The sequence below is a fragment of the Bacillus sp. NTK074B genome (assembly GCF_017303375.1).
Taxonomy (GTDB): Bacteria; Bacillota; Bacilli; order Bacillales; family Bacillaceae_B; genus Rossellomorea.
In genome coordinates this window covers 341,817-365,106 of the sequence record NZ_JAFKOH010000002.1, presented here as the reverse complement: position 1 = coordinate 365,106, position 23,290 = coordinate 341,817, and the positions used below count along the sequence as shown (strand labels likewise).

The window sequence follows — 23,290 nt, the reverse complement described above, 5'->3', positions numbered from 1 at the left end:
CAGAGAGTCTAGGAAGGGTGAATTTGAACAAGACATGCGGAATGTTCCGCACTGTCAAGGTTGGTATGTTCAAAAACACCCTGTCAGGAAATTGACAGGGTGTTTTTTTGAAAATAAAAGTGAAGACAGGGGGGCTCTTGGTGAAAAATTTGTTGACGATGAATGACTTATCAAAAGAGGAAATACTTCAGATATTGGATGAGGCTGAACACTTTAAAAAGGGAAAAACCTGGACGGATGGTTCGAGTAGATATGTGGCCAACCTTTTCTTCGAGGCAAGTACACGGACAAAATGCAGCTTTGAAATGGCTGAAAGGAAGCTTGGTCTTGAAGTCATTCCATTTGAAGCACAGACATCCAGCGTTCAAAAAGGTGAGAGCTTGTATGACACGGTGAAAACGTTGGAAAGCATCGGAGTCGAAACGGTTGTCATCCGTCATTCCCTGGAACGTTACTTTGTTGAATTGGCGCCTCTCAACATAAGTGTGATCAATGGTGGAGATGGATGTGGGAATCATCCGACTCAATGTCTGTTGGATCTGTTGACCATACGTCAAGAGTTCGGTGGATTTGAAGGACTCAAGGTTTCCATCATCGGTGATATAGCCCATAGCAGGGTAGCCAGGTCAAATGCCGAAGCCCTGACAAAACTTGGGGCGGAAGTCTTTTTCTCCGGGCCGAGAGAATGGTTCCCTTTCCACGATCAACATCACTATATGCCTATAGATGAATGTATACCAGATTCAGATGTGATCATGCTCCTTCGTATCCAGCATGAACGCCACGAAAGTACATCCAACATGACGAAAGAAGAATATCATGAAGGATTCGGCTTAACGGAAAATAGAAGAGCCCGAATGAAACCAACCGGAATCATCCTTCATCCGGCACCGGTCAATCGGGGTGTGGAAATTGCAGATTCATTGGTTGAATGTGACCAGTCAAGGATTTTCAAACAGATGGAAAACGGAGTATTCGTAAGAATGGCTGTTTTAAAAAGAGCGCTTGAAATCAACTAACCAGGGGGAATTGAAATGAAGTGGATCATCCGAAATGCACGTGTTCTAACAAAAAATGGTGATTCTGAGAACGTGGATGTCAAGGTGGAAAATACAAAAATCATCGAGATGGGTCCAGAATTGAAAGGGAAAGATCACCAGGAATTCCAAGCAGAAGGGTTATTGCTTTCCCCGGGATTTGTCGATTTACATGTCCACTTAAGAGAACCGGGCGGCGAACATAAAGAAACCATTGAAACAGGTACAAATGCTGCTGCAAAGGGAGGATTCACAACCATTGCCGCTATGCCGAATACTAGACCGGTTCCTGATACAGTTGAAAACCTCGAGTCTCTAAATAATAAAATCATGAACACAGGCAACGTCAGGGTCTTACCATATGCCGCCATTACGGAACGTCAAATTGGAAAAACCATCAATGACATACCTGCCTTAAAGAAAAAGGGGGCATTTGCCTTCACCGATGATGGAGTAGGGGTACAATCTGCTGGGACGATGTTTGAAGCGATGAAAATAGCAGCCAGTATCGATGCCTCCATCGTCGCCCACTGTGAAGAAAATACATTGATTTATGGAGGGGCGGTTCATGAAGGGCTATTCTCAAAGGAGCATGACCTGCCTGGGATCCCCTCCATATGCGAAGCCGTACATATCGCAAGGGATGTGCTTCTGGCAGAGGCAGCAGGAGTCCATTATCACGTGTGCCATATTTCAACAAAAGAATCAGTAAGGGTGGTAAGGGACGCGAAGAAAGCCGGCATCAATGTGACTGCTGAAGTAACTCCCCATCATCTACTGTTGAGTGATGACGATATTCCGGGACTTGATCCCAACTTCAAAATGAATCCGCCACTTAGGGGTAAAGAGGACCAACAGGCTTTGATAGAAGGATTACTGGATGGAACGATTGATTTTATCGCTACTGATCATGCACCGCATACAGAAGCTGAAAAATCAGAAGGGATGCGACTCGCACCCTTCGGCATTGTTGGATTGGAGACAGCCTTTCCGTTGCTTTATACCAACTTTGTGGAAAAAGGAATCTTTACCCTGAAGCAGTTAATCGACTGGATGACGATTAAACCATGTTCAAGCTTTAACCTTCCGTTTGGACTACTTGAAGTAGGAGGAGAAGCGGATTTTACGCTCTTGGATTTAAATGAACAAAAAGTGATCGACCCTGCAGAATTCTTATCAAAAGGGAAAAACACTCCATTTAAAGAGTGGGAGTGCAAAGGATGGCCGAAAGCAACTTTTTATCAGGGATCTCTTGTATGGAATGAAGGAGGAAACGAACAATGAAAAGACAACTCATTTTAGACGATGGAACAGTTTTCGTGGGAGAAGGATTTGGAGCAAATGAAGAAAGTATTGGTGAAGTTGTATTCAATACGAGCATGACTGGCTACCAGGAGATTCTATCCGATCCTTCCTATTGCGGACAGCTTGTAACCCTGACCTACCCGCTTGTAGGGAACTATGGAATAAACCGGGACGATTTTGAATCGATCTCTCCAGCCATTAAAGCATTCATTGTGAGAGAAGTGGCAGACTTCCCTTCTAACTGGAGAAATGAATCCACATTGGATGAATTATTAAAAATAAAAAGAATTCCAGGAATTTCTGATATCGACACCAGAAAGTTAACAAGGATCATCAGAAAGCATGGAGCCATGAAAGGCATCATCTGCTCTGCTGAATTAAATCCACAAGACATGCTGGATAAATTACAGGATACAACCCTTAGGAATGACCAGGTAAAACAGGTTTCTACGAAAACAGCTTATGCAAGCCCGGGAAGAGGCTATCGCGTCGTGTTGATGGATTTCGGTATGAAGCATGGAATCTTACGGGAATTAAATAAGCGTGATTGTGATGTGATCGTGGTTCCTTATGACACTTCTGCAGAAGAAATAAGACGCCTGCAGCCTGACGGAATCATGTTATCGAATGGACCTGGGGATCCGAAGGATGTACCCGAAGCGGTCGAAACGATCAAGGAGATTCTGGGTGAAATTCCACTCTTCGGCATCTGCTTAGGTCATCAATTATTTGCTCTCGCTTGTGGTGGAGACTCTTTCAAAATGAAGTTCGGTCACAGGGGAGGCAACCATCCGGTCAAAGATTTGAAAACTGGGAAAGTCGCGCTGACCTCACAGAACCATGGCTATGCAGTAGATGAAAAATCGTTAGCGGGTTCGAGACTGCAGGTGACCCATACTGCAATAAACGATGGATCGGTAGAAGGATTGAAGCACTTGGATTTCCCGGCCTTTACGGTTCAGTATCACCCTGAAGCATCTCCCGGACCAGAAGATTCTAATTACTTATTCGATGATTTCTTACAACTTATGAAAGAAGAGAAAAGAAAGGAGCTTCAACATGCCTAAACGTACTGACATTAAAACCATCTTAGTTATCGGAAGCGGGCCCATCATTATTGGACAGGCGGCAGAATTCGACTATGCGGGAACGCAAGCATGCATCGCCTTAAAAGAGGAGGGTTACCGGGTAATCCTGGTGAACTCGAACCCTGCAACAATCATGACGGATGCCGAAATGGCTGATAAAGTATACATCGAACCGTTGACATTGGAGTTTGTCAGCAGGATTATCCGTAAAGAACGACCGGATGCACTGCTGCCTACATTAGGTGGTCAAACGGGGTTGAACCTGGCTGTAGAACTTGCTCAATCAGGGGTATTGGAAGAATGCGGAGTGGAAATTCTCGGGACGAAGCTTTCGGCCATCGAGAAAGCGGAAGACCGTGACTTGTTCAGGAATTTAATGAATGAAATGGGAGAGCCCGTTCCGGATAGTGAAATCATTCATTCATTGGATGAAGCTTATCAATTTGTGAATGAAATTGGCTATCCAGTCATCGTCCGTCCTGCTTATACACTGGGAGGAACCGGCGGTGGGATCTGTCACAATGAAGACGAATTGGTCGAGATCGTCAGCTCGGGATTGAAATACAGCCCGGTAACTCAGTGCCTGTTGGAAAAAAGTATTGCCGGCTTCAAGGAAATAGAGTACGAGGTTATGAGAGATGCAGCAGATAATGCAATCGTGGTGTGTAACATGGAAAACATCGATCCAGTTGGAATTCATACGGGAGATTCGATTGTGGTAGCACCAAGTCAGACCTTAAGTGACCGTGAGTATCAGATGCTTCGAAATACAAGTTTGAATATCATCCGGGAGTTGGGGATAGAAGGAGGCTGTAACGTTCAGCTTGCCCTTGATCCTGACAGCTTCCAGTACTATATCATTGAAGTGAATCCAAGGGTAAGCAGGTCTTCTGCCCTTGCTTCTAAAGCGACTGGCTATCCAATCGCGAAGCTTGCGGCCAAGATAGCGGTCGGTCTTACCCTGGATGAAATGATGAATCCTGTTACAGGTAAAACATATGCATCATTCGAACCTGCCCTTGACTATGTAGTGACTAAAATTCCAAGATGGCCATTTGATAAATTCGAAGCTGCCAAGCGTAACCTGGGTACCCAAATGAAGGCAACAGGAGAGGTAATGGCGATTGGAAGAACATTCGAAGAGTCACTTCTGAAAGCGATCCGATCACTTGAAAGCAACACATATCACATGGAACTCAGTGATGCACACCAATTTACGGACGAGTGGATCGAGAAAAGGATTCGAAAGGCCGGGGATGAACGCCTTTTCTACATCGGTGAAGCTCTTAGAAGAGGTGTAACAATTGAAACCATACATGAATGGAGTAAAATCGATCTTTTCTTCTTATATAAAATGAATAGAATCGTAGAGTTTGAAAAGGAATTATCTCAGAATCCTTTCAGCTTTGAAATCGGTCAAAAAGCTAAGCGCATGGGCTTTTCGGATATCACCGTGGCAAAGCTATGGGAGAGGTCAGAAGCAGATGTGTTTAACTGGAGAAAAGAAAATCACCTAACTCCTGTTTATAAAATGGTCGATACTTGCGCCGCAGAGTTTGAATCAGAAACGCGGTACTTCTACGGCACCTATGAAGATGAGAACGAATCCAGAGTCACGGAACGTGAGAGCGTCATCGTACTTGGTTCGGGTCCGATCAGGATCGGACAGGGTGTAGAGTTTGATTACGCAACAGTTCACTCAGTATGGGCAATTAAAGAAGCAGGTTATGAAGCGATCATTGTGAATAACAACCCGGAAACGGTATCGACTGACTTCAGTATTTCGGATAAATTATACTTCGAGCCTCTGACGGTAGAAGATGTCATGCATATCATTGATCTTGAAAAACCTAAGGGCGTCGTAGTGCAGTTTGGTGGACAGACGGCCATTAATCTCGCAGATGAGTTGGTCAAACGGGGTGTCACGATTCTCGGGACAACACTTGAGGATCTCGACAGAGCAGAGAACCGGGATAAATTTGAACATACTCTGAACGAACTGGGAGTTCCTCAGCCAAAAGGGAAAACGGCAGTATCTGTGGAAGGTGCCTTATCCATTGCTAGCAACATCGGTTATCCGGTCCTTGTCAGGCCTTCATACGTTCTCGGCGGAAGGGCAATGGAAATCGTTTACCGTGAAGAAGAGCTTCTGATGTATATGAAGAATGCTGTAAAGGTCAACCCGCAGCACCCGGTATTAATTGACCGCTACCTAATCGGGAAAGAAATTGAAGTGGATGCCATTTCCGATGGAACAGACGTCGTGATACCTGGAATCATGGAGCATATCGAGCGGGCAGGGGTCCACTCAGGTGATTCGATTGCGGTGTATCCCCCACAGCAGCTGACTCCAGAACAAAAGCAAACCATTGCCGATTACACGACTCGACTCGCAAAAGGCTTAAACATTGTAGGCCTCTTGAACATTCAATATGTCATTTCAAAAGGTGAGGTCTTCGTCCTGGAAGTGAATCCGCGTTCCAGCCGAACAGTACCATTCATCAGTAAGATCACGAATGTACCGATGGCCAATATTGCGACCAAATCGATCCTCGGGATTTCCTTGAAGGAACAAGGTTACACGTCGGGGCTAATTCCTGAAAAGCAAGGTGTGTACGTGAAAGTTCCAGTCTTCTCTTTTGCCAAACTAAGGAGAGTGGACATTACTCTCGGGCCTGAAATGAAATCTACAGGTGAAGTAATGGGGAAAGATTTCACATTGGAAAAAGCCCTCTATAAAGGAATGGTTGCAGCTGGCATGCAAATGAAGGAATATGGCTCTGTGCTTATGACCGTTGCGGATAAAGACAAAGACGAAGCGGTGCTTTTGGCTCAACGATTCATCGATATCGGCTATCAAATCCTTGCAACAAAGGGTACGGCTGAGCATCTGACAAAAGCAGGTATCGCTGTTCGTGAAGTGGATAAGATCGGATCCAGCGGTCCTACATTATTGGATATTATCCAGAGCGGAGAAACACAGCTTGTCATCAATACCTTGACAAAAGGAAAACAGCCTGCACGTGATGGGTTCAAAATTCGAAGGGAATCAGTAGAAAATGGCATACCATGCCTAACATCACTGGACACTGCAGAAGCCATTCTGAGAGTGATTGAATCCATGACGTTCTCTGCTGAGGCGCTGCCGGGACAATTGAAAGCGAAAGAGGCGGTGTTTCAATGATCGTAAACGAAAAGATGACCGTGCTTTCTCATGAAAGGATTGCTGAAAACATCTTCGAGATCGTCCTTCAAGGAGATTTAGTAAGTGAAATAAAGGCCCCTGGCCAATTTGTTCATGTGAAAGTCGGAACGGGAATCGACCCTTTATTGAGGAGGCCGATTTCCATCGCCTCTCATGACCACGCAGAGGAGATCATGACCTTGATCTACCGCGCGGAAGGGAAAGGAACCAGTCTCCTTTCCCAAGTGAAAAGAACTGAACAGGTAGATGTATTAGGGCCACTCGGAAATGGGTTCACCGTAGAAGGTGGAAATAAGACCGCATTGCTAGTTGGTGGAGGAATTGGCGTTCCTCCCCTTTACGGTCTTTCTAAAAAGCTGATTGATAACGGTTGGAAAGTGAAGCATATCCTCGGTTTTCAAAATGAAGCTGTCAGCTTTTATGAAAATGAGTTCCTGGAACTTGGAGACACATATATTGCAACTGCAGATGGATCGCTTGGTACAACAGGATTTGTGACGGATGTTATCCAAGAGGAAAAACCTGCCTTTGATGTATTTTATTCCTGTGGTCCCACACCGATGCTAAAAGCGTTGGAATCCCAATTGGGTCACCATCGCGGTTTCATTTCACTGGAAGAGAGGATGGGCTGTGGAATCGGGGCTTGTTTCGCTTGTGTTTGTCATAAACAGGATGATCCGGAAGGGGCGAGTTATGTGAAGGTTTGCAGTGACGGACCGGTATTTCCGGTAGGGGAGGTTCTCCTATGAAGTCATTACAAATCGAATTACCCGGATTATCTCTAAAAAACCCGGTTATGCCTGCTTCAGGTTGTTTTGGATTTGGGAGGGAATATAGTCAGTTCTATGATTTAAGCAAGCTTGGAGCGATCATGATCAAAGCCACGACGGAAGAGGCGCGCTTTGGCAATCCGACTCCCCGGGTCGCTGAAACGAATGGAGGCATGTTGAATGCCATCGGGTTACAAAATCCCGGTCTTACAGGGGTGATGGAAAAGGAACTCCCATGGCTTTCACAATATGATGTACCAATCATCGCAAACGTGGCAGGTTCAAAAGTCGAGGATTATGTAGAAGTGGCAAGAGTCATCTCATCAGCTGAAAACGTGGCTGCCCTTGAACTCAATATTTCATGTCCAAATGTGAAAACGGGTGGAATCGCTTTTGGGACCATTCCTGAGGTGGCTAAAGAATTGACCGAGAGAGTTAAAGAAGTCTCCCAGGTGCCTTTGTATGTAAAACTGTCCCCAAACGTAACCAACATCGTTGAAATGGCAAAGGCTGTCGAAGCAGGAGGTGCTGATGGATTGACGATGATCAATACGCTCCTGGGAATGAGATTGGATATGAAGACAGGGAAGCCGATTTTGGCAAACAAAGCCGGCGGATTATCTGGCCCTGCGATTAAACCCGTTGCCATTCGAATGATTTACGAAGTGAGTCAACAAGTGGACCTTCCCATCATCGGGATGGGGGGAATCCAATCAGCTGAAGATGTTATTGAATATTTCTATGCAGGGGCCAGTGCCATCGCAGTCGGGACGGCAAACTTCGTCGATCCATTCGTATGTAAAACGATCATAAATAACTTACCACCATTACTCGATGAACTTGGAGTCGACCATATATCGCAATTAACCGGAAGGAGCTGGGGGAAGAATGTGTCAAAAACCGTTTATAGCTCTTGATTTCCCTACGTGGGATACCACATCATACTTTTTGGATCAATTTTCCGAAAGTTTACATGTAAAGGTGGGTATGGAACTCTATCTTCAAAATGGTCCTGCCATACTTGAGAAGATTTTAAGTAAGAATCACCGGATATTCCTGGATCTGAAACTTCATGATATTCCCAACACCGTTTACGGAGCCATGAAGGGGCTTGCGGGATTCGACCTGGAGCTTATGAATGTGCATGCAGCAGGTGGCAGCATAATGATGGAAAAGGCGTTGGAAGGTTTGTATGCGGGTACACCGGCCAACCATGACCGCGCTTCTCTAATTGCAGTGACACAGCTGACATCAACATCAGAAGAACAAATGCGAAAAGAGCAATTGATCCCTATAACCATCAATGAATCTGTCTTACACTATGCAACCCTTGCAAAACAAGCAGGGCTTGATGGAGTGGTTTGTTCCCCTCATGAAGCATCGATGATTAAAGAGCATTGTGGGAATGACTTTTTACGTGTCACTCCTGGAATCCGTTTAGCTGAAGATCATGCAGGAGATCAAAAAAGGGTCACTACGCCGCATGTGGCAAGGGAATTGGGATCTTCCTACATAGTCGTTGGAAGAAGTATCACAGGAGCCGATCAGCCGGTGGAGGCCTATGAAAGGATCGTAAAGGAATGGGAGGGCAAAGCATGAAACAAGAAATAGCCAGAAAATTATTAGACATCAAAGCAGTATTTTTAAACCCCGAGGAACCGTTTACGTGGTCATCTGGAATAAAGTCACCCATCTATTGTGATAATCGACTGACACTATCATATCCTTCAGTAAGGAATAGCATCGCAGAGGGGCTGTCAGAGATGATCCGGCAGCATTTCCCTGATGCAGAAGTCATTGCAGGAACAGCAACGGCGGGAATCCCACACGCTGCGTGGGTAAGTGATAATTTAAACCTCCCTATGTGCTATGTCAGATCAAAAGCTAAAGCCCACGGAAAAGGAAAACAGATTGAAGGAATTGCGTCTGCCGGGCAAAAGGTGGTCGTAGTGGAAGACCTTATCTCAACGGGAGGAAGCTGTATAACAGCGGTTAAAGCCCTAAGGGAAGCGGGATGTGACGTATTAGGAGTAGTCGCGATCTTCACATATGAATTGGATAAAGGGAAAAGGATGCTTAAAGAACAAGATATAACATCCTATGCTCTTTCAGATTATTCAAGTTTATTGGATGTAGCGCTCCAGAATGAAATCATCCGTGAAGATGAGTTAGAACAATTGAAGAGATGGAAAGAAGATCCGGAAAATTGGAGAAGTTAAGTGGGAAAGCAACTCATTTGTGAGTTGCTTCTTATGTTTTGCGAAGGGAAGAACTCATTTCCCATCTTCTGTTTGCTAGGCATACCCGCTGAAGATCTTTTAAAAAAGTATCAATACCTTGGCTGCTTGACAGAATGCTCAACAAATCCTGTCCCTCAGATAATATGCCCAAAACAAAAAACACTCTCACTCCAGTACAGTATGACTTAGTGAAAGTGTTTCCTCTCGATATTAATCTTTCAACGATCGAACCAAATCTAAATCAGGTGTTACATACAAGGTTTGCTGACCGTCATATATGACAAACCCCGGCTTTGCGCCTTTTGGTTTCTTTACCTGTTTGACTTCTGTGAAATCTACCGGAACCGAACTTGATTCACGTGCCTTACTGAAGTAGGCAGCAATATTGGCCGCTTCCTTGATGGTTTGTTCAGAAGGGTTTGGATTCTTGATGACAACATGTGAGCCAGGTATATCCTTTGTATGAAGCCAGATCTCTTCTCTTCCAGCGACCCTGCTGGTTAAGTAGTCGTTTTGCTTGTTGTTTTTCCCAACAAGAATTTGTGTACCGTCACTTGAAGTGTACTGTTCAAGGACAGGCTTGGCAATGGATTTTTTCTTTTTCGTCTGCTTACGGATTCTCAGGTAACCTTCTTCCTCGAGCTCTTCCCTGATTTCTTCCACATCTTTCGTAGAAGCAGATTCTAACTGTTGAAGCAATTGCTCAAGGTAGACAATTTCATCCTGAGCTTTTTCAATTTGCTCATGAACGATCTTAATGGCATTTTTCGCTTTCTGATAACGGGAGAAATAATTCTGTGCGTTATCAGAGGGTGATTTTTGAGGATTTAGTGGAATCGTTATACTTTCCCCATTTTCATCATAATAATTAACTACGCTGACCTCCGTCATACCCCGTTCCACTGCGTATAGGTTCGATGTAAGGAGTTCGCCGAGTAATTGATAGCGGTCAGCCTGTTGAGCGTCCTCTAGCGTCTTCTTTAACTTCTCGATTTTATTGGTATTTTTATCCTGTTCGTTTCGGATGAAGCGCTCCAGGTCATTTCCTTGTTGCTTGACGCGATCCCGTGCAGCTTTTTGATAGAAGAATCGGTCCAGCAATTCACTTAAAGAAGGAAAGGTATGCTTTTCACCCTTCAGATGATCAAGGGCCATCCAGTAGAACGTTTCTTTCTCGCCAGTGATAAGGGTAGGATTCATGTCAAAAGTTTTTGCATGATGAATCAAAGATAAGAATGATTCAGCGATGGTTGACTGGTTTCCGATCCCTGCCCGGTGGATGACTTCTTTCGCATAAAGAGGAGAAATTCCTGCGAAAGATTGAACGATCTGTTTGTCGAGCTTTCCCGAATTGAAATCAAGGGCACTCAGGACATCATCCTTCGTAGCTTCAAATGGATCTTTTTTATCCTGTTGGGGTGGCAGTACATACACATGGCCAGGTAATACAGTACGATGTGTATTCATGCTTGGTGAAATATGTTTGATGCTATCAAGGATCATATTTCGTCCTTTATCCACGAGGATAATATTACTATGTCGTCCCATGATCTCAATGATTAATTGTTTGTATGAAATATCACCAATTTCATTTCTTCCTTTCACTTCGAAAATAACCATCCGATCCAATTCAACCTGATTGATGCCTTCAATGATGTATCCTTCAAGGTGTTTTCGTAACAGCATACAGAACATCGGTGGAACAGAAGGGTTTTCATAGTTTTCGTTGGTTATCTGGATACGTGAATAACTTGGGTGAGCCGACAAGAGCACTTTGTGGTTTTTCCCGTTTGCCCTGATGATCATGATGATTTCGTTTTTATATGGTTGATGTATCTTATTAATACGTCCATGCAATAAGCTTTCATTCAATTCTTTCGTCATATTTCTTGTGAATAATCCATCAAATGACATATATAACATCCTCTGCTTTAATCAATTTCAGTGTAATTTCATTTTATCCGTTTACCTGAGGTTACAATAGTCCTGGAATGCAATTTGTCCTCATTCCAGGGTGAAATGCAAAACCTACATAAATCATATCATTTTTTAGGACGAGTCTGAATAAGAATGCTATGAGAAGGATAACTTTTCGTATCGCAGGAGGAGAGTGACATGGTTGCATGAAATTTCATGAGATGAGACAAGAGGACATAGAGCAGTCATTAAATACCAATTATCAAGAGGGACTTTCAACAGATCATGTAACAGAAAGACGGAAACAGTTCGGGTACAATCAATTGGAAGAAGCTGAAAAGCAGTCTGCTTTGTTATTGTTTTTCAGTCAATTCAAGGATTTTATGGTTCTCGTGTTATTGGCAGCCACGCTCATTTCGGGATTGCTTGGAGAATACATCGATGCGATTGCCATCATTGCCATTGTACTTATTAACGGTTTTTTAGGGTTTTTCCAAGAGCGGAAAGCAGAAAGATCCCTGCAGGCATTAAAGGAGCTTTCTGCACCACAAGTCTCGGTATTGAGAGACGGAAAGTGGGTGAAGATTGTCTCAAAAGAGGTCATCATCGGGGATATCATTCGGTTTGGCAGCGGAGACAGAATCGGTGCTGATGTCCGCCTTATCGAAGCGAATAACCTCGAGATAGAGGAATCTGCGCTTACAGGTGAATCAGTTCCAGTTGCAAAATCCACTCAACCTGTCAATGGTGAAAATATGAGCCTTGGAGATTTGGAAAACATGGCGTTTATGGGAACGATGGTCACAAGAGGAAACGGGATTGGTGTCGTGACCTCGATTGGGATGAAGACAGCCATGGGACAGATCGCAGATATGATTCAAAAAGCTGAAACCATGACGACCCCTCTTCAGAGAAGACTTGAAGAGTTAGGGAAAATCCTCATTACGGTTGCACTTGTACTGACGGCGCTTGTGGTGGGAATCGGTGTGATCCAGGGCCACGATATGTATACCATGTTCCTGGCAGGGGTTTCTTTAGCCGTTGCAGCCATACCTGAAGGGTTGCCCGCCATTGTAACAGTGGCCCTCTCCCTAGGTGTTCAGCGCATGATCAAAAAGAAGGCAATCGTTCGCAAACTGCCGGCTGTTGAAACGTTAGGGTGTGCGTCGGTTATATGTTCGGATAAGACAGGGACCCTTACTCAGAATAAAATGACGGTTACCCATCTGTGGAGCGGAGGGAAAACGTGGACGGTAACTGGAACAGGATACGACCCGGACGGCCAATTCTATAACGGGGAACGACGCGTCATTCCTCATAGGGAGAATGCCTTACAGCAATTATTGACGTTTGGAATGCTCTGTAACCATGCCGAACTCGTAACCCGTGAAGAAAGCTTTATTGTCGATGGAGATCCTACTGAAGGAGCACTTCTTGTGGCAGGGCTTAAAGCAGGTTTATCCAGGGATTCATTACTTAAGAAGTTTACGATCGTCAAGGAGTTCCCGTTTGATTCTACAAGAAAGATGATGAGTATCATCGTAGCTGATCAAAATGGAAAACTCTTTTCTATTACAAAAGGTGCACCAGATGTATTGGTAGGTAAAAGTGAATCGATCCTATGGGAAGGGAGCCTTCAAGGAAAATCATCCGGAATGACGGAAAGAGTGGAGGAAGCAATACATGACATGTCATCCAACGCCCTTCGAAATATTGCCATAGCGTATAAACCGATCAAAGATCGAACTGTGGAATCATTGAAGGAAACGGATGTTGAAGAAGGCGTAACCTTCATCGGTTTACAAGGAATGATCGATCCTCCAAGGCCGGAAGTGAAGCAAGCGGTAAAAGAGTGTCGTGCAGCCGGCATCAAGACGGTCATGATCACCGGAGATCATGTATTGACGGCTAAAGCCATTGCGAAACAGCTGGGAATATTGAAAAATAAGGATCGAGTCCTCGATGGTAAGGCTTTAAATCAAATGGAAGTGCATGAACTTGAAGAAATAGTGGATGAAGTATCAGTGTTTGCACGTGTGTCTCCAGAACATAAATTAAAGATCGTCAAAGCATTGCAAAATAGGGGGCATGTCGTAGCGATGACCGGGGATGGGGTAAATGATGCCCCGGCCATTAAATCTTCGGATATTGGAGTGGCCATGGGAATAACCGGTACAGACGTTGCAAAAGAATCTTCGTCGTTGGTCCTCTTGGATGATAACTTCGCTACGATCAAGTCAGCGATCCAGGAAGGAAGAAATATCTATGAAAATATCCGGAAATTTATTCGGTACCTTCTCGCGTCAAACGTCGGTGAAATACTCGTCATGCTATTTGCCATGATTCTTGCCCTCCCACTCCCATTGGTACCGATTCAGATTTTATGGGTGAATCTTGTGACTGACGGCCTTCCTGCCATGGCACTCGGCCTTGATAAGCCGGAAGATGATGTCATGAAGAGGGAACCGAGACATCCGAAGGAAGGTGTGTTTGCAAGGGGGCTTGGCTGGAAAGTCGTATCAAGGGGATTCCTGATCGGAGGGGCAACTCTACTTGCGTTTATGCTATCATACAAGACCCACCCTGATCACCTGGCATATGCCCAAACCGTCGCGTTCGCTACATTGGTTATGGCTCAGCTGATCCATGTATTTGATTGCCGTAGTGAAGTTTCAGTGTTTTCGAGAAATCCTTTTGGGAACATGTACCTTGTCTGGGCAGTATTATCTTCGCTAATATTAATGCTGATCGTCATTTATGTACCATCACTGCAACCCATCTTCCATACAGTGCCGATCGTGTTAAAGGATTGGCTCTTGATCATCGGTTTAAGCTCAGTTCCGACGTTTTTGCTTGCAGGGTCATTTTTTGCAAGAAAAAAACAGTGAAATGTGGTATAATCCAAAAGGTAATAGAGAAAATCCTCTATTACCTTTTTTATATAATTAATGATGTAATGATCAAAAGGGATTGTTCCCTTCGCTGAATGAACAGGACAAGATAGGAAGATCAGCGTTGTTCTACATACGTAAACCGTCAAAGGATTGGATGTGATCGTAATGGTTGTCAGTATGACAGGCTTTGGCAGAAGCAAAGTGGAGTCTGAACAACATTCTGTAACGGTAGAAATGAAATCCGTCAATCACAGATTCAGTGAGTGTTATATAAGGATGCCCCGTCAATTATTGAAGCTAGAGGATAAAATCAAGAAACAAGTTTCCCAAAGCGTTAAAAGAGGGAAAGTGGATATTTTCATCACGATCAGCGGTGAAGGCCTCGTACATAAAAACCTGCATATTGACTGGAAGCTCATTCAAGATTATTATCAGTTAGTAATTAAAGTGAAAGAAACCTTCTCTTTAAATGACGAAGTACAACTATCCCACCTCTTAAACAGAGAAGAATTCGTGATGGTGGAAGAGATGGAAGAAGAAAATGAAGAGCTTGAGCACTTAGTATTAAAAGCTGTTGATGAAGCCGTGTCGGACCTTAGAAGGATGCGGGAGAAAGAAGGTGAGCTCCTTAAGAATGACTTTCTCACCCATCTTGAGCAATTTGAGTTGAACGTAGTGGAGCTGACCAATCATGCACCTGAAGTGGTCAATCTTTACAGAGAACGGTTAAGAAAGAAAATCGTTGAATACAATGAAAATTCTTTTGACGAAAGTCGTATCCTTACGGAAGTGGCAGTCTTTGCCGATAAATCCGATATCACCGAAGAATTGACAAGGCTTAAAAGTCATATTCAGTATTTTCATTCCACTTTGACAAATGAAGGCCCTGTAGGCAGAAAATTGGATTTCATGATCCAGGAAATGAACAGGGAAGTGAATACAATTGGTTCAAAAGCAAATGATTCCTTCATTGCCACCATTGTGGTAGAACTGAAATCAACGCTTGAGAAGCTGAGAGAACAAGTGCAAAATGTAGAATAAGAAGTTTAGTTTCCGGGCATTCCGGCGAAACTAAACTATTGACTAGGAGGAGCGTTATGTCGATCAAGCTCATCAATATAGGATTTGGAAATATCGTTTCAGCTAACCGGATCATTTCAATTGTAAGTCCGGAATCAGCCCCGATCAAGCGCCTGATACAAGATGCAAGGGATCGTGGGACACTCGTTGATGCTACATACGGAAGAAGAACAAGAGCGGTCATTATTACGGACAGCGATCACGTAATTCTTTCAGCTGTTCAACCCGAAACCGTTGCTCATCGTTTGACAGATAAAGAGGATTTAGTAGAAGAAGGGCAGGGTAAATAAATGAAAGAAAAAGGATTGCTGATCGTTCTTTCCGGACCATCAGGTGTAGGGAAAGGAACAGTTCGTAAAGCGATTTTTTCCCAGGAAGATACAAAGTTCGAATATTCCATCTCCATGACCACACGAAAACCCCGTGAAGGAGAAGTGGATGGTGTAGATTATTTTTTTAAATCAAGAGAAGACTTCGAAGTACTGATCACCCAGGGGAAATTGTTGGAGTATGCAGAGTTCGTTGGGAACTATTACGGGACTCCTGTTGACTATGTACGTGAAACCCTGGATGCAGGAAAAGATGTTTTTCTTGAAATCGAGGTTCAAGGTGCACAGCAGGTTAGAGATAAATTTCCTGAAGGATTGTTTATCTTCCTGGCACCACCAAGTCTATCAGAACTCCAAAACCGCCTCGTCACCAGAGGAACTGAAACCGACGATTTGATCCAGGGTAGAATGAATACAGCAAGAAAAGAAATTGAAATGATGAACTTATATGATTACATTGTTGAAAATGATCAGATTGAACATGCAGTAGACAAGATTAAATCCATCGTTCAAGCGGAACACTGCAAGCGGGAACGCGTGCAACAACGATACTTAAATATGCTGGAGGCTGAATAAATGTTAAACCCATCCATTGATTCATTAATGAAAAAGATTGATTCTAAATATTCGCTAGTAAGTATTGCAGCTAAGCGCGCAAGGAACCTACAAGATACGGGTGATTATCGTTTGAACCGTTATGATTCTCATAAGTTCGTAGGTAAAGCTCTGGAAGAAATTCATGCAGGGCAATTGTCTATGAAAGAAAGAGATGCCAAAGCAGTATATTCTGATGAATAAAATGCAGTGTGCATATTGAATAGCTCAAGGGGTTGACTCGAAAGATTTCATTTTCTTTCGGGACAACCCTATTTTCTTTTTCTATTAAAATCCTTCATAATATAAAGAGGATAAAGAGTAATGGGGGAAAGTATAATGATGCAGGGGAAAAAAATACTATTATGTGTTTCTGGTGGAATCGCTGTATATAAAGCAGCAGCATTGACGAGCAAGCTGGTACAAGAGGGTGCACAAGTGAAAGTGATCATGACAGAGTCAGCACGAAATTTCGTTGCACCCCTCACGTTTCAGGCATTATCTCGTCAAGATGTATACTGGGACACTTTCGATGAAAAGGATTCTTCCAAAATCGCTCATATTGATTTAGCGGATTGGGCCGATTTAGTCCTGGTGGCACCTGCAACGGCCAATATTATTGGGAAGCTTGCAAACGGCATTGCGGACGATATGATCACCACCACGATCTTAGCAACCACGGCAAAAGTATGGATCGCCCCGGCCATGAATGTACATATGTATGATCATCCGGCTGTAAAACGCAATATTGATACTCTATTTGAGTTTGGATACCGATTTGTCGAACCGAGTGAAGGGTATCTGGCATGTGGATATGTAGGGAAAGGAAGACTCGAAGAACCGGAGAAGGTAGTCGAATTGATTAGTGATTATTTTACAAACGGGGACAAGGAAAGCATGCTATTACGAGGGAAAAAAGTAGTGATAACAGCAGGACCGACGAGGGAGATGGTCGACCCTGTACGTTTCTTCTCTAATCGCTCTACGGGGAAAATGGGATTCTCCCTTGCAGAAGCGGCCGTTTCCTTTGGGGCAGAGGTGTTGCTGATTTCCGGTCCTTCTGAATTACCTGTTCCAAGAGGTGTTGATTATATTTCCGTTACGAGTGCCGAAGACATGTACATTGCCGTCCATGACGCTTTCCCGACAGCTGATATCGTTGTGAAGAGTGCAGCAGTAGCTGATTATCGCCCTAAAGAAATTCTAGGAGACAAATTAAAGAAAAAAGATGGAAATCTAGTGATTGAATTTGAGCGGACAAAGGATATCTTAATGAGTCTTGGTGAGAGAAAGACCCATCAATTCCTGATCGGATTTGCAGCAGAAACGACAAACGTCATTGAGTATGCCAAAGCTAAGCTTGAGAAAAAGAGGGCAGATATGATTGTTGCAAATAATGTGAAGGAGTCGGGATCCGGATTCGGTACAGATACGAACAAAGTAGTCATAGTGACAAAGAGAGGTCAGGATCGTGAGTTACCTTTACTTTCAAAAGTAAAGATAGCTAAAGAAATTTTAAAAGAAGCAATTGGACAAATGAAGAAAGGTAACTCACATGAACGTAGCTAGTGTCATAGTAGACGTACCTGCCATGCAGACGGATAGGACGTATGATTATAGCATCCCAGATGAGTGGATGGGCAGCATTGTTCCGGGCATGAGAGTCATCGTTCCATTTGGTCCAAGAAAAATACAGGGATTTGTCATAGAATTAAAGGAAAAAGGGGAAGTCTCGAAGCTTAAATCGATTATCGAGCCGATGGATCTTGAACCAGTATTGAATAACGAGCTTCTGACACTGGGGAACTGGCTTACAGAGAAGACGCTCTGCTTTAAAATCTCAGCATTTCAAGCCATGCTGCCCGCTGCGATGAAAGCAAAATATGAAAAATTCTTTCGCTTGGAAGAAAACAAGGGTCCAGGCGAACTTCATCTCTCCCTGCAACGGTTCTTTCAGAATGGAAAAGACGTGGACTGGAAAGTGATTGAAGAAAGCGGCCTTCTCCCGCTCGTACATAAAGAAGTAAAACGAGGCAACCTTGAAGTCATTTACAGAGTGAAAGCAAAAGGCAATAAGAAAACCGTACGCAAGCTTTATCTAAATGTGCCGACCGATAAAGTGGATGAAGTGAAAAACAGTCTGCCGCCCCAGGCAAGTAAACAAAAACAAATTATTGAATATATGATCGACGCTGCCCCTGGTGGAGATGGTATCCTTGCATCCACGCTCTTGGATGACATGTCTACGACTTCCAGTACAGTTAAGTCGCTGGTCAATAAAGGAATCCTCATTGAGAAGAATGTTGAAATGTACCGGGATCCGTTTCAAAATAGAGTCTTTGAGAGTACTTCACCCCTTCCATTGACACCACAGCAGGATCAGGCGATTCGTCCGATACTGAGTACCATTGATCAAGGGGAGCATCACACATTTCTCTTATATGGTGTAACGGGGAGTGGGAAAACAGAGATTTATTTACAATCGATCCAGCGTGTCTTAGAGGAAGGGAAGGAAGCGATCGTACTGGTTCCTGAAATATCCCTTACACCCCAGATGGTCCACCGTTTTAAAGGACGCTTTGGTGACGATGTTGCCGTTCTTCACAGTGGATTGTCAGTAGGGGAAAAATATGATGAATGGAGAAAGATCCAGCGGAAAGAAGTGAAAGTGGTGGTAGGTGCACGTTCCGCCGTTTTCGCCCCTTTTGAAAATGTAGGGATCATCATCATCGATGAAGAGCATGAAACGAGTTACAAGCAAGAAGAAAACCCTCGTTATCATGCGAGGGAAGTGGCGATCTATCGAGGGGGAATCCATGGATGTCCGGTCATTTTAGGCAGTGCGACCCCATCATTGGAAACATTCGCACGGGCTTCAAAAGGTGTATATGAGCTCTTAACACTGGATAAACGTATGAATGACGGCCCGCTCCCATCCGTCGATATCGTGGACATGCGGGAGGAATTAAGGAAGGGTAACCGTTCCATGTTTTCAACCACCCTGTTTGAAAAGCTTCAATCCCGGATTGAAAAAGGAGAGCAAACCGTTCTATTCCTTAATCGCAGAGGACATTCCTCCTTCATCATGTGCAGGGATTGCGGCTTTGTCCTGCAATGTCCAAACTGTGACATTTCCTTGACCTATCATCGATTCTCCAACGGGATGAAATGTCATTACTGCGGCCATGAAGAAGGTGTACCTTCCACATGTCCGGAATGCATGAGTGAACATATCCGTTACTTTGGAACGGGGACTCAGAAGGTAGAGGAAGAATTGACGAAGCTCCTCCCGGATGCAAGGATCATTCGAATGGACGTGGATACCACATCCCGAAAAGGATCCCATGAAAAACTGTTAACGGCTTTCGGGGAAGGAAAGGCGGATATCCTACTTGGCACCCAAATGATTGCCAAAGGTCTCGATTTTCCGAATATCACGTTAGTTGGAGTTCTTAGTGCAGACACCATGCTTCATCTACCGGATTTCCGTGCTGCTGAGAAGACGTTTCAGTTATTGACACAGGTGAGTGGAAGGGCGGGCAGGCACACGCTTCCCGGTGAAGTGGTCATTCAAACCTATACCCCTGAGCACTACTCAATTGAGTTGGCATCTGGTCATGACTATAACCGATTTTATCAGCAAGAGATGATGATGAGGAAAATGGGTTCATACCCACCTTTTTATTATATTACCTTGATAACATTAAGTCATGAGGATGTCATGAAGGTGGTGGATATTTCAGAGAAGATGACGGCCTACGTCCGTGCAAAGCTATCTGATACGACGATCATCCTTGGGCCGGTGGCGTCACCGATTCCCAGAATCAAGAATAGATATCGATACCAATGTTTGATAAAATACAAGCGGGAACCAAATCTTGGCATTACGTTGAAAACAGTGCTCGATCAGTTCCAGCAACAATATGCATCACAGGGGCTAACCATCTCCATAGATGTGAATCCATATGTGATGATGTAATCAAATAGAAAGATGGAGGACAGTTATGGCAATACTTCCAATTGTAATGCATCCAAATGCCATTCTCGAAAAAGAGTGTGAGAAGGTAACGGATTTTGATAAAAAACTAAAGAAATTACTTGTGAATATGTATGACACAATGGTTGAAGCTGATGGAGTCGGCCTTGCAGCCCCACAAGTGGGAATCGATCTGCAGGTAGCCGTCGTGGACATCGGGGATGATTCAGGAACAATCGAATTGATCAATCCGGAAATCATCGAGGCAGATGGGTCTCAAACGGACCTGGAAGGATGCCTAAGCTTCCCGGGCCTATATGGAGAAGTGACCCGTCCATACTCCATCAAGGTGCGCACGCAAGACCGAAAGGGACGAACGGTTGAATTTCAAGCCGAAGACTTTATGGCAAGGGCGATTCAACATGAAATCGATCACCTTCACGGTATTTTATTTACATCCAAAGTAGAGAAATATATCACAGAAGAAGAATTAGAAGGGTATGAAGCTTAATGACAAAAGTGATTTTTATGGGGACACCGGATTTCTCGGTTCCAGTTCTTCAATCTTTAATAGATGAAAAATATGACGTGATCGCGGTTGTGACTCAACCCGATCGCCCGGTGGGAAGAAAGAGGATCCTGACCCCGCCGCCTGTGAAAGTGGCAGCCGAAAAGCATGGCATCCCTGTTTACCAGCCTGAAAAGATTAAGAATGAGGATGAGTTAAACCCGGTACTTGCACTAAAGCCTGATCTTATAGTGACTGCAGCGTTCGGTCAAATCCTTCCTAATGCTCTCCTTGAGGCACCGAAATATGGTTGCATCAATGTCCATGCCTCACTTCTTCCGGAATTGAGAGGAGGGGCGCCTATTCATTATTCCATCCTTCAAGGTAAAGAGAAGACGGGAATCACCATCATGTATATGGTGGAAAAGCTGGATGCAGGAGACATCATCAGTCAAGTGGAAGTAGAAATTGAAGAACGGGATCATGTGGGAACCTTGCATGATAAATTAAGCATTGCAGGCGCTAAGCTGTTGATTGATACGATTCCGCCATTACTGGAAGGGAACATATCCCCCGTTAAGCAGGATGATTCACAAGCCACTTTCGCACGCAATATTAAACGCGAACAAGAGAAGATTGACTGGACGAAGGACGGGGAACAAATTTATAACCATATCAGGGGCCTTCATCCTTGGCCGGTTGCTTACACCACTATGGACGGCTCGGTGATGAAAATATGGTGGGGTGAAAAAGTGAGGGAAGTACGTTCTTCACCAGGAGAAATCATCAGGCTAGAGGAGGATGGTTTCATCATTTCAACCGGGAATTCTACGGGCATCAAAATTACCGACTTACAGCCTTCAGGTAAAAAAAGAATGAGTGCAAAGGATTACCTCCGAGGAGCAGGAGCTCATTTGAAAGCCGGCATGAGGTTAGGAGATAACGATGAGTAAACGAAATAAAACCGTTCGGGAAGCAGCACTGGATGTCATCGCAGCGGTTGAAAAAAACCAATCATATAGTAATTTACTGCTTCATTCTGTCATTGAAAAAAATGAACTGCCACTGAAGGATATCGGATTATTGACGGAGCTGACATATGGTACCATACAACGGAAAATGACCCTTGATTTCTACTTAGCTCCTTTCATTAAAGGAAAGCTCGATGACTGGGTACGTCAATTGTTGCGATTATCCCTCTACCAACTTGTGTATCTCGACCGGATCCCGGATCGTGCCGTTTTCTATGAAGCGGTGGAAATCGCCAAAAAGAGAGGGCATAAAGGAATCTCAGGGTTAGTGAACGGGGTATTGAGATCAGTGCAGAGAAAAGGTCTGCCTACTCTCGACTCCATAAAGGATCCGGTTGAACGAGTGGCAATCGAGACGAGTCATCCATATTGGCTGGTGAAGAGATGGGAAGAACAATTCGGTTTGGAGAAAACGAAAGCAATGTGCGAAACCAATCTAATCGCACCAAATCAAACGGCCCGTGTGAATACGACCAAAATCAGTCGTGAAGAGCTCGTACAACAGTTGCGCGAAAACGGGACTGAAGTGAAAGAAAGTCCAATCGTACCTGAAGCGATTCAGTCGTTGAGGGGGAATCTTGCAAAAACAGAAAGCTATCTCAATGGTCAATGCACGATACAGGATGAAAGTTCCATGCTCGTTTCGTATGCATTAAAGCTTGAAAAAGGTATGAAGGTATTAGATGCATGCGCTGCTCCTGGTGGAAAAACCACCCACATTGCAGAGAAGCTTTCAGGAACGGGTGAAGTTCACGCACTCGATCTGCACAAGCATAAAGTCAAATTGATCGACGACAACGCATCGAGACTTGGATTAACCAATGTAAAAACAGCAGCCCTGGATAGTCGGAAAGCTGGAGAGAAGTTCGATCATACTAGCTTCGACAGGATTTTAGTCGATGCACCATGCTCTGGACTCGGTGTGCTTAGAAGAAAACCTGATATCAAATTCGTTAAAAAAGAATCGGATCTCCATTCTCTACAGAAGATTCAATTGGACATCCTTTCTTCAGTAGCTCCATTGCTGAAAAAAGGGGGGCTATTAGTCTATAGCACATGTACCGTGGATCGAAATGAGAATGAAGGCACCGTGTCGTCATTCCTGAGTGATCACCCTGAATTTGAGCCTCATCCCCTGGATCAGCTTCCAGATCCGATTACACCATTCATCGAAGGGAATCAACTGCAAGTTTTTCCACAGGATTTCGGAGGGGACGGATTTTTCATTTCCTGTTTCAAGAAAAAGAATTGAGTAGGATTACATCAAAGATGGAAAGTAAAGCAGGAAAATCCACTAGTAAAGTCGTAAAAGTACA

19 protein-coding genes are annotated in these 23,290 nt (G+C 44.0%); 18 read left to right on the top strand and 1 reads right to left on the bottom strand.

Annotation, left to right across the window (positions count from 1 at the left end):
- Positions 1 to 140: 140 nt before the first annotated feature.
- From JI667_RS05135 to pyrE, 8 genes are read left to right on the top strand one after another with little or no spacing between them, the layout of a single operon-like run.
- Positions 141 to 1,019 carry an aspartate carbamoyltransferase catalytic subunit gene (locus JI667_RS05135; protein WP_206850996.1) on the top strand — a complete coding sequence of 293 codons (879 nt, stop codon included), beginning with the start codon at positions 141 to 143 and terminating at the stop codon, positions 1,017 to 1,019.
- A gap of 15 nt (positions 1,020 to 1,034) precedes the next feature.
- Positions 1,035 to 2,321 (top strand): dihydroorotase, encoded by a 1,287-nt coding sequence (locus tag JI667_RS05130; protein WP_206850995.1) that lies wholly within the window; start codon positions 1,035 to 1,037, stop codon positions 2,319 to 2,321.
- Positions 2,318 to 3,409: a carbamoyl phosphate synthase small subunit gene (locus JI667_RS05125; protein ID WP_206850994.1), complete on the top strand. Its 1,092-nt coding sequence runs from the start codon at positions 2,318 to 2,320 to the stop codon at positions 3,407 to 3,409. Before JI667_RS05130 ends, JI667_RS05125 begins: the two co-directional genes overlap by 4 nt.
- Positions 3,402 to 6,614 carry a carbamoyl-phosphate synthase large subunit gene (gene carB / locus JI667_RS05120; RefSeq protein WP_206850993.1) on the top strand — a complete coding sequence of 1,071 codons (3,213 nt, stop codon included), beginning with the start codon at positions 3,402 to 3,404 and terminating at the stop codon, positions 6,612 to 6,614. Before JI667_RS05125 ends, carB begins: the two co-directional genes overlap by 8 nt.
- On the top strand, positions 6,611 to 7,384 hold the full coding sequence (locus JI667_RS05115; RefSeq protein WP_206850992.1) for a dihydroorotate dehydrogenase electron transfer subunit: 774 nt from the start codon (positions 6,611 to 6,613) through the stop codon (positions 7,382 to 7,384). Before carB ends, JI667_RS05115 begins: the two co-directional genes overlap by 4 nt.
- Positions 7,381 to 8,322 carry a dihydroorotate dehydrogenase gene (locus tag JI667_RS05110; protein WP_206850991.1) on the top strand — a complete coding sequence of 314 codons (942 nt, stop codon included), beginning with the start codon at positions 7,381 to 7,383 and terminating at the stop codon, positions 8,320 to 8,322. The genes JI667_RS05115 and JI667_RS05110 overlap by 4 nt, the downstream gene beginning before the upstream one ends.
- On the top strand, positions 8,294 to 9,004 hold the full coding sequence (gene pyrF / locus JI667_RS05105) for an orotidine-5'-phosphate decarboxylase (protein WP_206850990.1): 711 nt from the start codon (positions 8,294 to 8,296) through the stop codon (positions 9,002 to 9,004). The genes JI667_RS05110 and pyrF overlap by 29 nt, the downstream gene beginning before the upstream one ends.
- Positions 9,001 to 9,624, top strand: a complete 624-nt coding sequence (gene pyrE, locus JI667_RS05100; RefSeq protein ID WP_206850989.1) for an orotate phosphoribosyltransferase — start codon at positions 9,001 to 9,003, stop codon at positions 9,622 to 9,624. The genes pyrF and pyrE overlap by 4 nt, the downstream gene beginning before the upstream one ends.
- A gap of 231 nt (positions 9,625 to 9,855) precedes the next feature.
- Here pyrE and JI667_RS05095 read toward each other — a convergent pair whose 3' ends face one another.
- Entirely contained in the window at positions 9,856 to 11,559 is a 1,704-nt protein-coding gene (locus tag JI667_RS05095; RefSeq protein ID WP_206850988.1) for an Rqc2 family fibronectin-binding protein, read from the bottom strand.
- Between the two features lie 209 nt (positions 11,560 to 11,768).
- On the opposite strand from JI667_RS05095, the gene JI667_RS05090 reads away from it, so the two are divergent.
- From JI667_RS05090 to rsmB, 10 genes are all read left to right on the top strand, one after another.
- On the top strand, positions 11,769 to 14,450 hold the full coding sequence (locus JI667_RS05090; protein ID WP_206850987.1) for a cation-translocating P-type ATPase: 2,682 nt from the start codon (positions 11,769 to 11,771) through the stop codon (positions 14,448 to 14,450).
- 171 nt (positions 14,451 to 14,621) lie between these two features.
- Positions 14,622 to 15,497 (top strand): YicC/YloC family endoribonuclease, encoded by an 876-nt coding sequence (locus JI667_RS05085; RefSeq protein WP_206850986.1) that lies wholly within the window; start codon positions 14,622 to 14,624, stop codon positions 15,495 to 15,497.
- A gap of 56 nt (positions 15,498 to 15,553) precedes the next feature.
- On the top strand, positions 15,554 to 15,826 hold the full coding sequence (remA, locus tag JI667_RS05080; protein ID WP_034755776.1) for an extracellular matrix/biofilm regulator RemA: 273 nt from the start codon (positions 15,554 to 15,556) through the stop codon (positions 15,824 to 15,826).
- On the top strand, positions 15,827 to 16,441 hold the full coding sequence (gene gmk / locus JI667_RS05075) for a guanylate kinase (RefSeq protein ID WP_206850985.1): 615 nt from the start codon (positions 15,827 to 15,829) through the stop codon (positions 16,439 to 16,441).
- The gene (rpoZ, locus tag JI667_RS05070; RefSeq protein WP_034755771.1) at positions 16,442 to 16,663 is read left to right on the top strand and encodes a DNA-directed RNA polymerase subunit omega; all 222 of its coding nucleotides are present in this window, start codon (positions 16,442 to 16,444) and stop codon (positions 16,661 to 16,663) included.
- A 135-nt stretch (positions 16,664 to 16,798) separates the two neighbouring features.
- A complete protein-coding gene (coaBC, locus tag JI667_RS05065; RefSeq protein WP_206850984.1) occupies positions 16,799 to 18,028 on the top strand; it encodes a bifunctional phosphopantothenoylcysteine decarboxylase/phosphopantothenate--cysteine ligase CoaBC in 1,230 nt (409 codons plus the stop codon).
- Positions 18,015 to 20,438 (top strand): primosomal protein N', encoded by a 2,424-nt coding sequence (priA, locus tag JI667_RS05060; RefSeq protein WP_206850983.1) that lies wholly within the window; start codon positions 18,015 to 18,017, stop codon positions 20,436 to 20,438. The genes coaBC and priA overlap by 14 nt, the downstream gene beginning before the upstream one ends.
- A 25-nt stretch (positions 20,439 to 20,463) precedes the next feature.
- Complete coding sequence (def, locus tag JI667_RS05055; protein ID WP_206850982.1) at positions 20,464 to 20,946, top strand: peptide deformylase; 483 nt, start codon at positions 20,464 to 20,466, stop codon at positions 20,944 to 20,946.
- Positions 20,946 to 21,896, top strand: a complete 951-nt coding sequence (gene fmt, locus JI667_RS05050; protein ID WP_206850981.1) for a methionyl-tRNA formyltransferase — start codon at positions 20,946 to 20,948, stop codon at positions 21,894 to 21,896. The genes def and fmt overlap by 1 nt, the downstream gene beginning before the upstream one ends.
- Complete coding sequence (gene rsmB / locus JI667_RS05045; RefSeq protein ID WP_206850980.1) at positions 21,889 to 23,226, top strand: 16S rRNA (cytosine(967)-C(5))-methyltransferase RsmB; 1,338 nt, start codon at positions 21,889 to 21,891, stop codon at positions 23,224 to 23,226. Before fmt ends, rsmB begins: the two co-directional genes overlap by 8 nt.
- Positions 23,227 to 23,290 lie beyond the last annotated feature (64 nt).

Excerpts from the sequence above, each read along its gene's own strand:
- JI667_RS05130 (WP_206850995.1), top strand. The coding sequence starts at position 1,035 with ATGAAGTGGATCATCCGAAATGCACGTGTTCTAACAAAAAATGGTGAT.
- JI667_RS05125 (WP_206850994.1), top strand. The coding sequence starts at position 2,318 with ATGAAAAGACAACTCATTTTAGACGATGGAACAGTTTTCGTGGGAGAA.
- carB (WP_206850993.1), top strand. The coding sequence starts at position 3,402 with ATGCCTAAACGTACTGACATTAAAACCATCTTAGTTATCGGAAGCGGG.
- JI667_RS05115 (WP_206850992.1), top strand. The coding sequence starts at position 6,611 with ATGATCGTAAACGAAAAGATGACCGTGCTTTCTCATGAAAGGATTGCT.
- JI667_RS05110 (WP_206850991.1), top strand. The coding sequence starts at position 7,381 with ATGAAGTCATTACAAATCGAATTACCCGGATTATCTCTAAAAAACCCG.
- pyrF (WP_206850990.1), top strand. The coding sequence starts at position 8,294 with ATGTGTCAAAAACCGTTTATAGCTCTTGATTTCCCTACGTGGGATACC.
- pyrE (WP_206850989.1), top strand. The coding sequence starts at position 9,001 with ATGAAACAAGAAATAGCCAGAAAATTATTAGACATCAAAGCAGTATTT.
- JI667_RS05095 (WP_206850988.1), bottom strand. The coding sequence starts at position 11,559 with ATGTCATTTGATGGATTATTCACAAGAAATATGACGAAAGAATTGAAT.
- JI667_RS05090 (WP_206850987.1), top strand. The coding sequence starts at position 11,769 with ATGAAATTTCATGAGATGAGACAAGAGGACATAGAGCAGTCATTAAAT.
- JI667_RS05085 (WP_206850986.1), top strand. The coding sequence starts at position 14,622 with ATGGTTGTCAGTATGACAGGCTTTGGCAGAAGCAAAGTGGAGTCTGAA.
- remA (WP_034755776.1), top strand. The coding sequence starts at position 15,554 with ATGTCGATCAAGCTCATCAATATAGGATTTGGAAATATCGTTTCAGCT.
- gmk (WP_206850985.1), top strand. The coding sequence starts at position 15,827 with ATGAAAGAAAAAGGATTGCTGATCGTTCTTTCCGGACCATCAGGTGTA.
- rpoZ (WP_034755771.1), top strand. The coding sequence starts at position 16,442 with ATGTTAAACCCATCCATTGATTCATTAATGAAAAAGATTGATTCTAAA.
- coaBC (WP_206850984.1), top strand. The coding sequence starts at position 16,799 with ATGATGCAGGGGAAAAAAATACTATTATGTGTTTCTGGTGGAATCGCT.
- priA (WP_206850983.1), top strand. The coding sequence starts at position 18,015 with ATGAACGTAGCTAGTGTCATAGTAGACGTACCTGCCATGCAGACGGAT.
- def (WP_206850982.1), top strand. The coding sequence starts at position 20,464 with ATGGCAATACTTCCAATTGTAATGCATCCAAATGCCATTCTCGAAAAA.
- fmt (WP_206850981.1), top strand. The coding sequence starts at position 20,946 with ATGACAAAAGTGATTTTTATGGGGACACCGGATTTCTCGGTTCCAGTT.
- rsmB (WP_206850980.1), top strand. The coding sequence starts at position 21,889 with ATGAGTAAACGAAATAAAACCGTTCGGGAAGCAGCACTGGATGTCATC.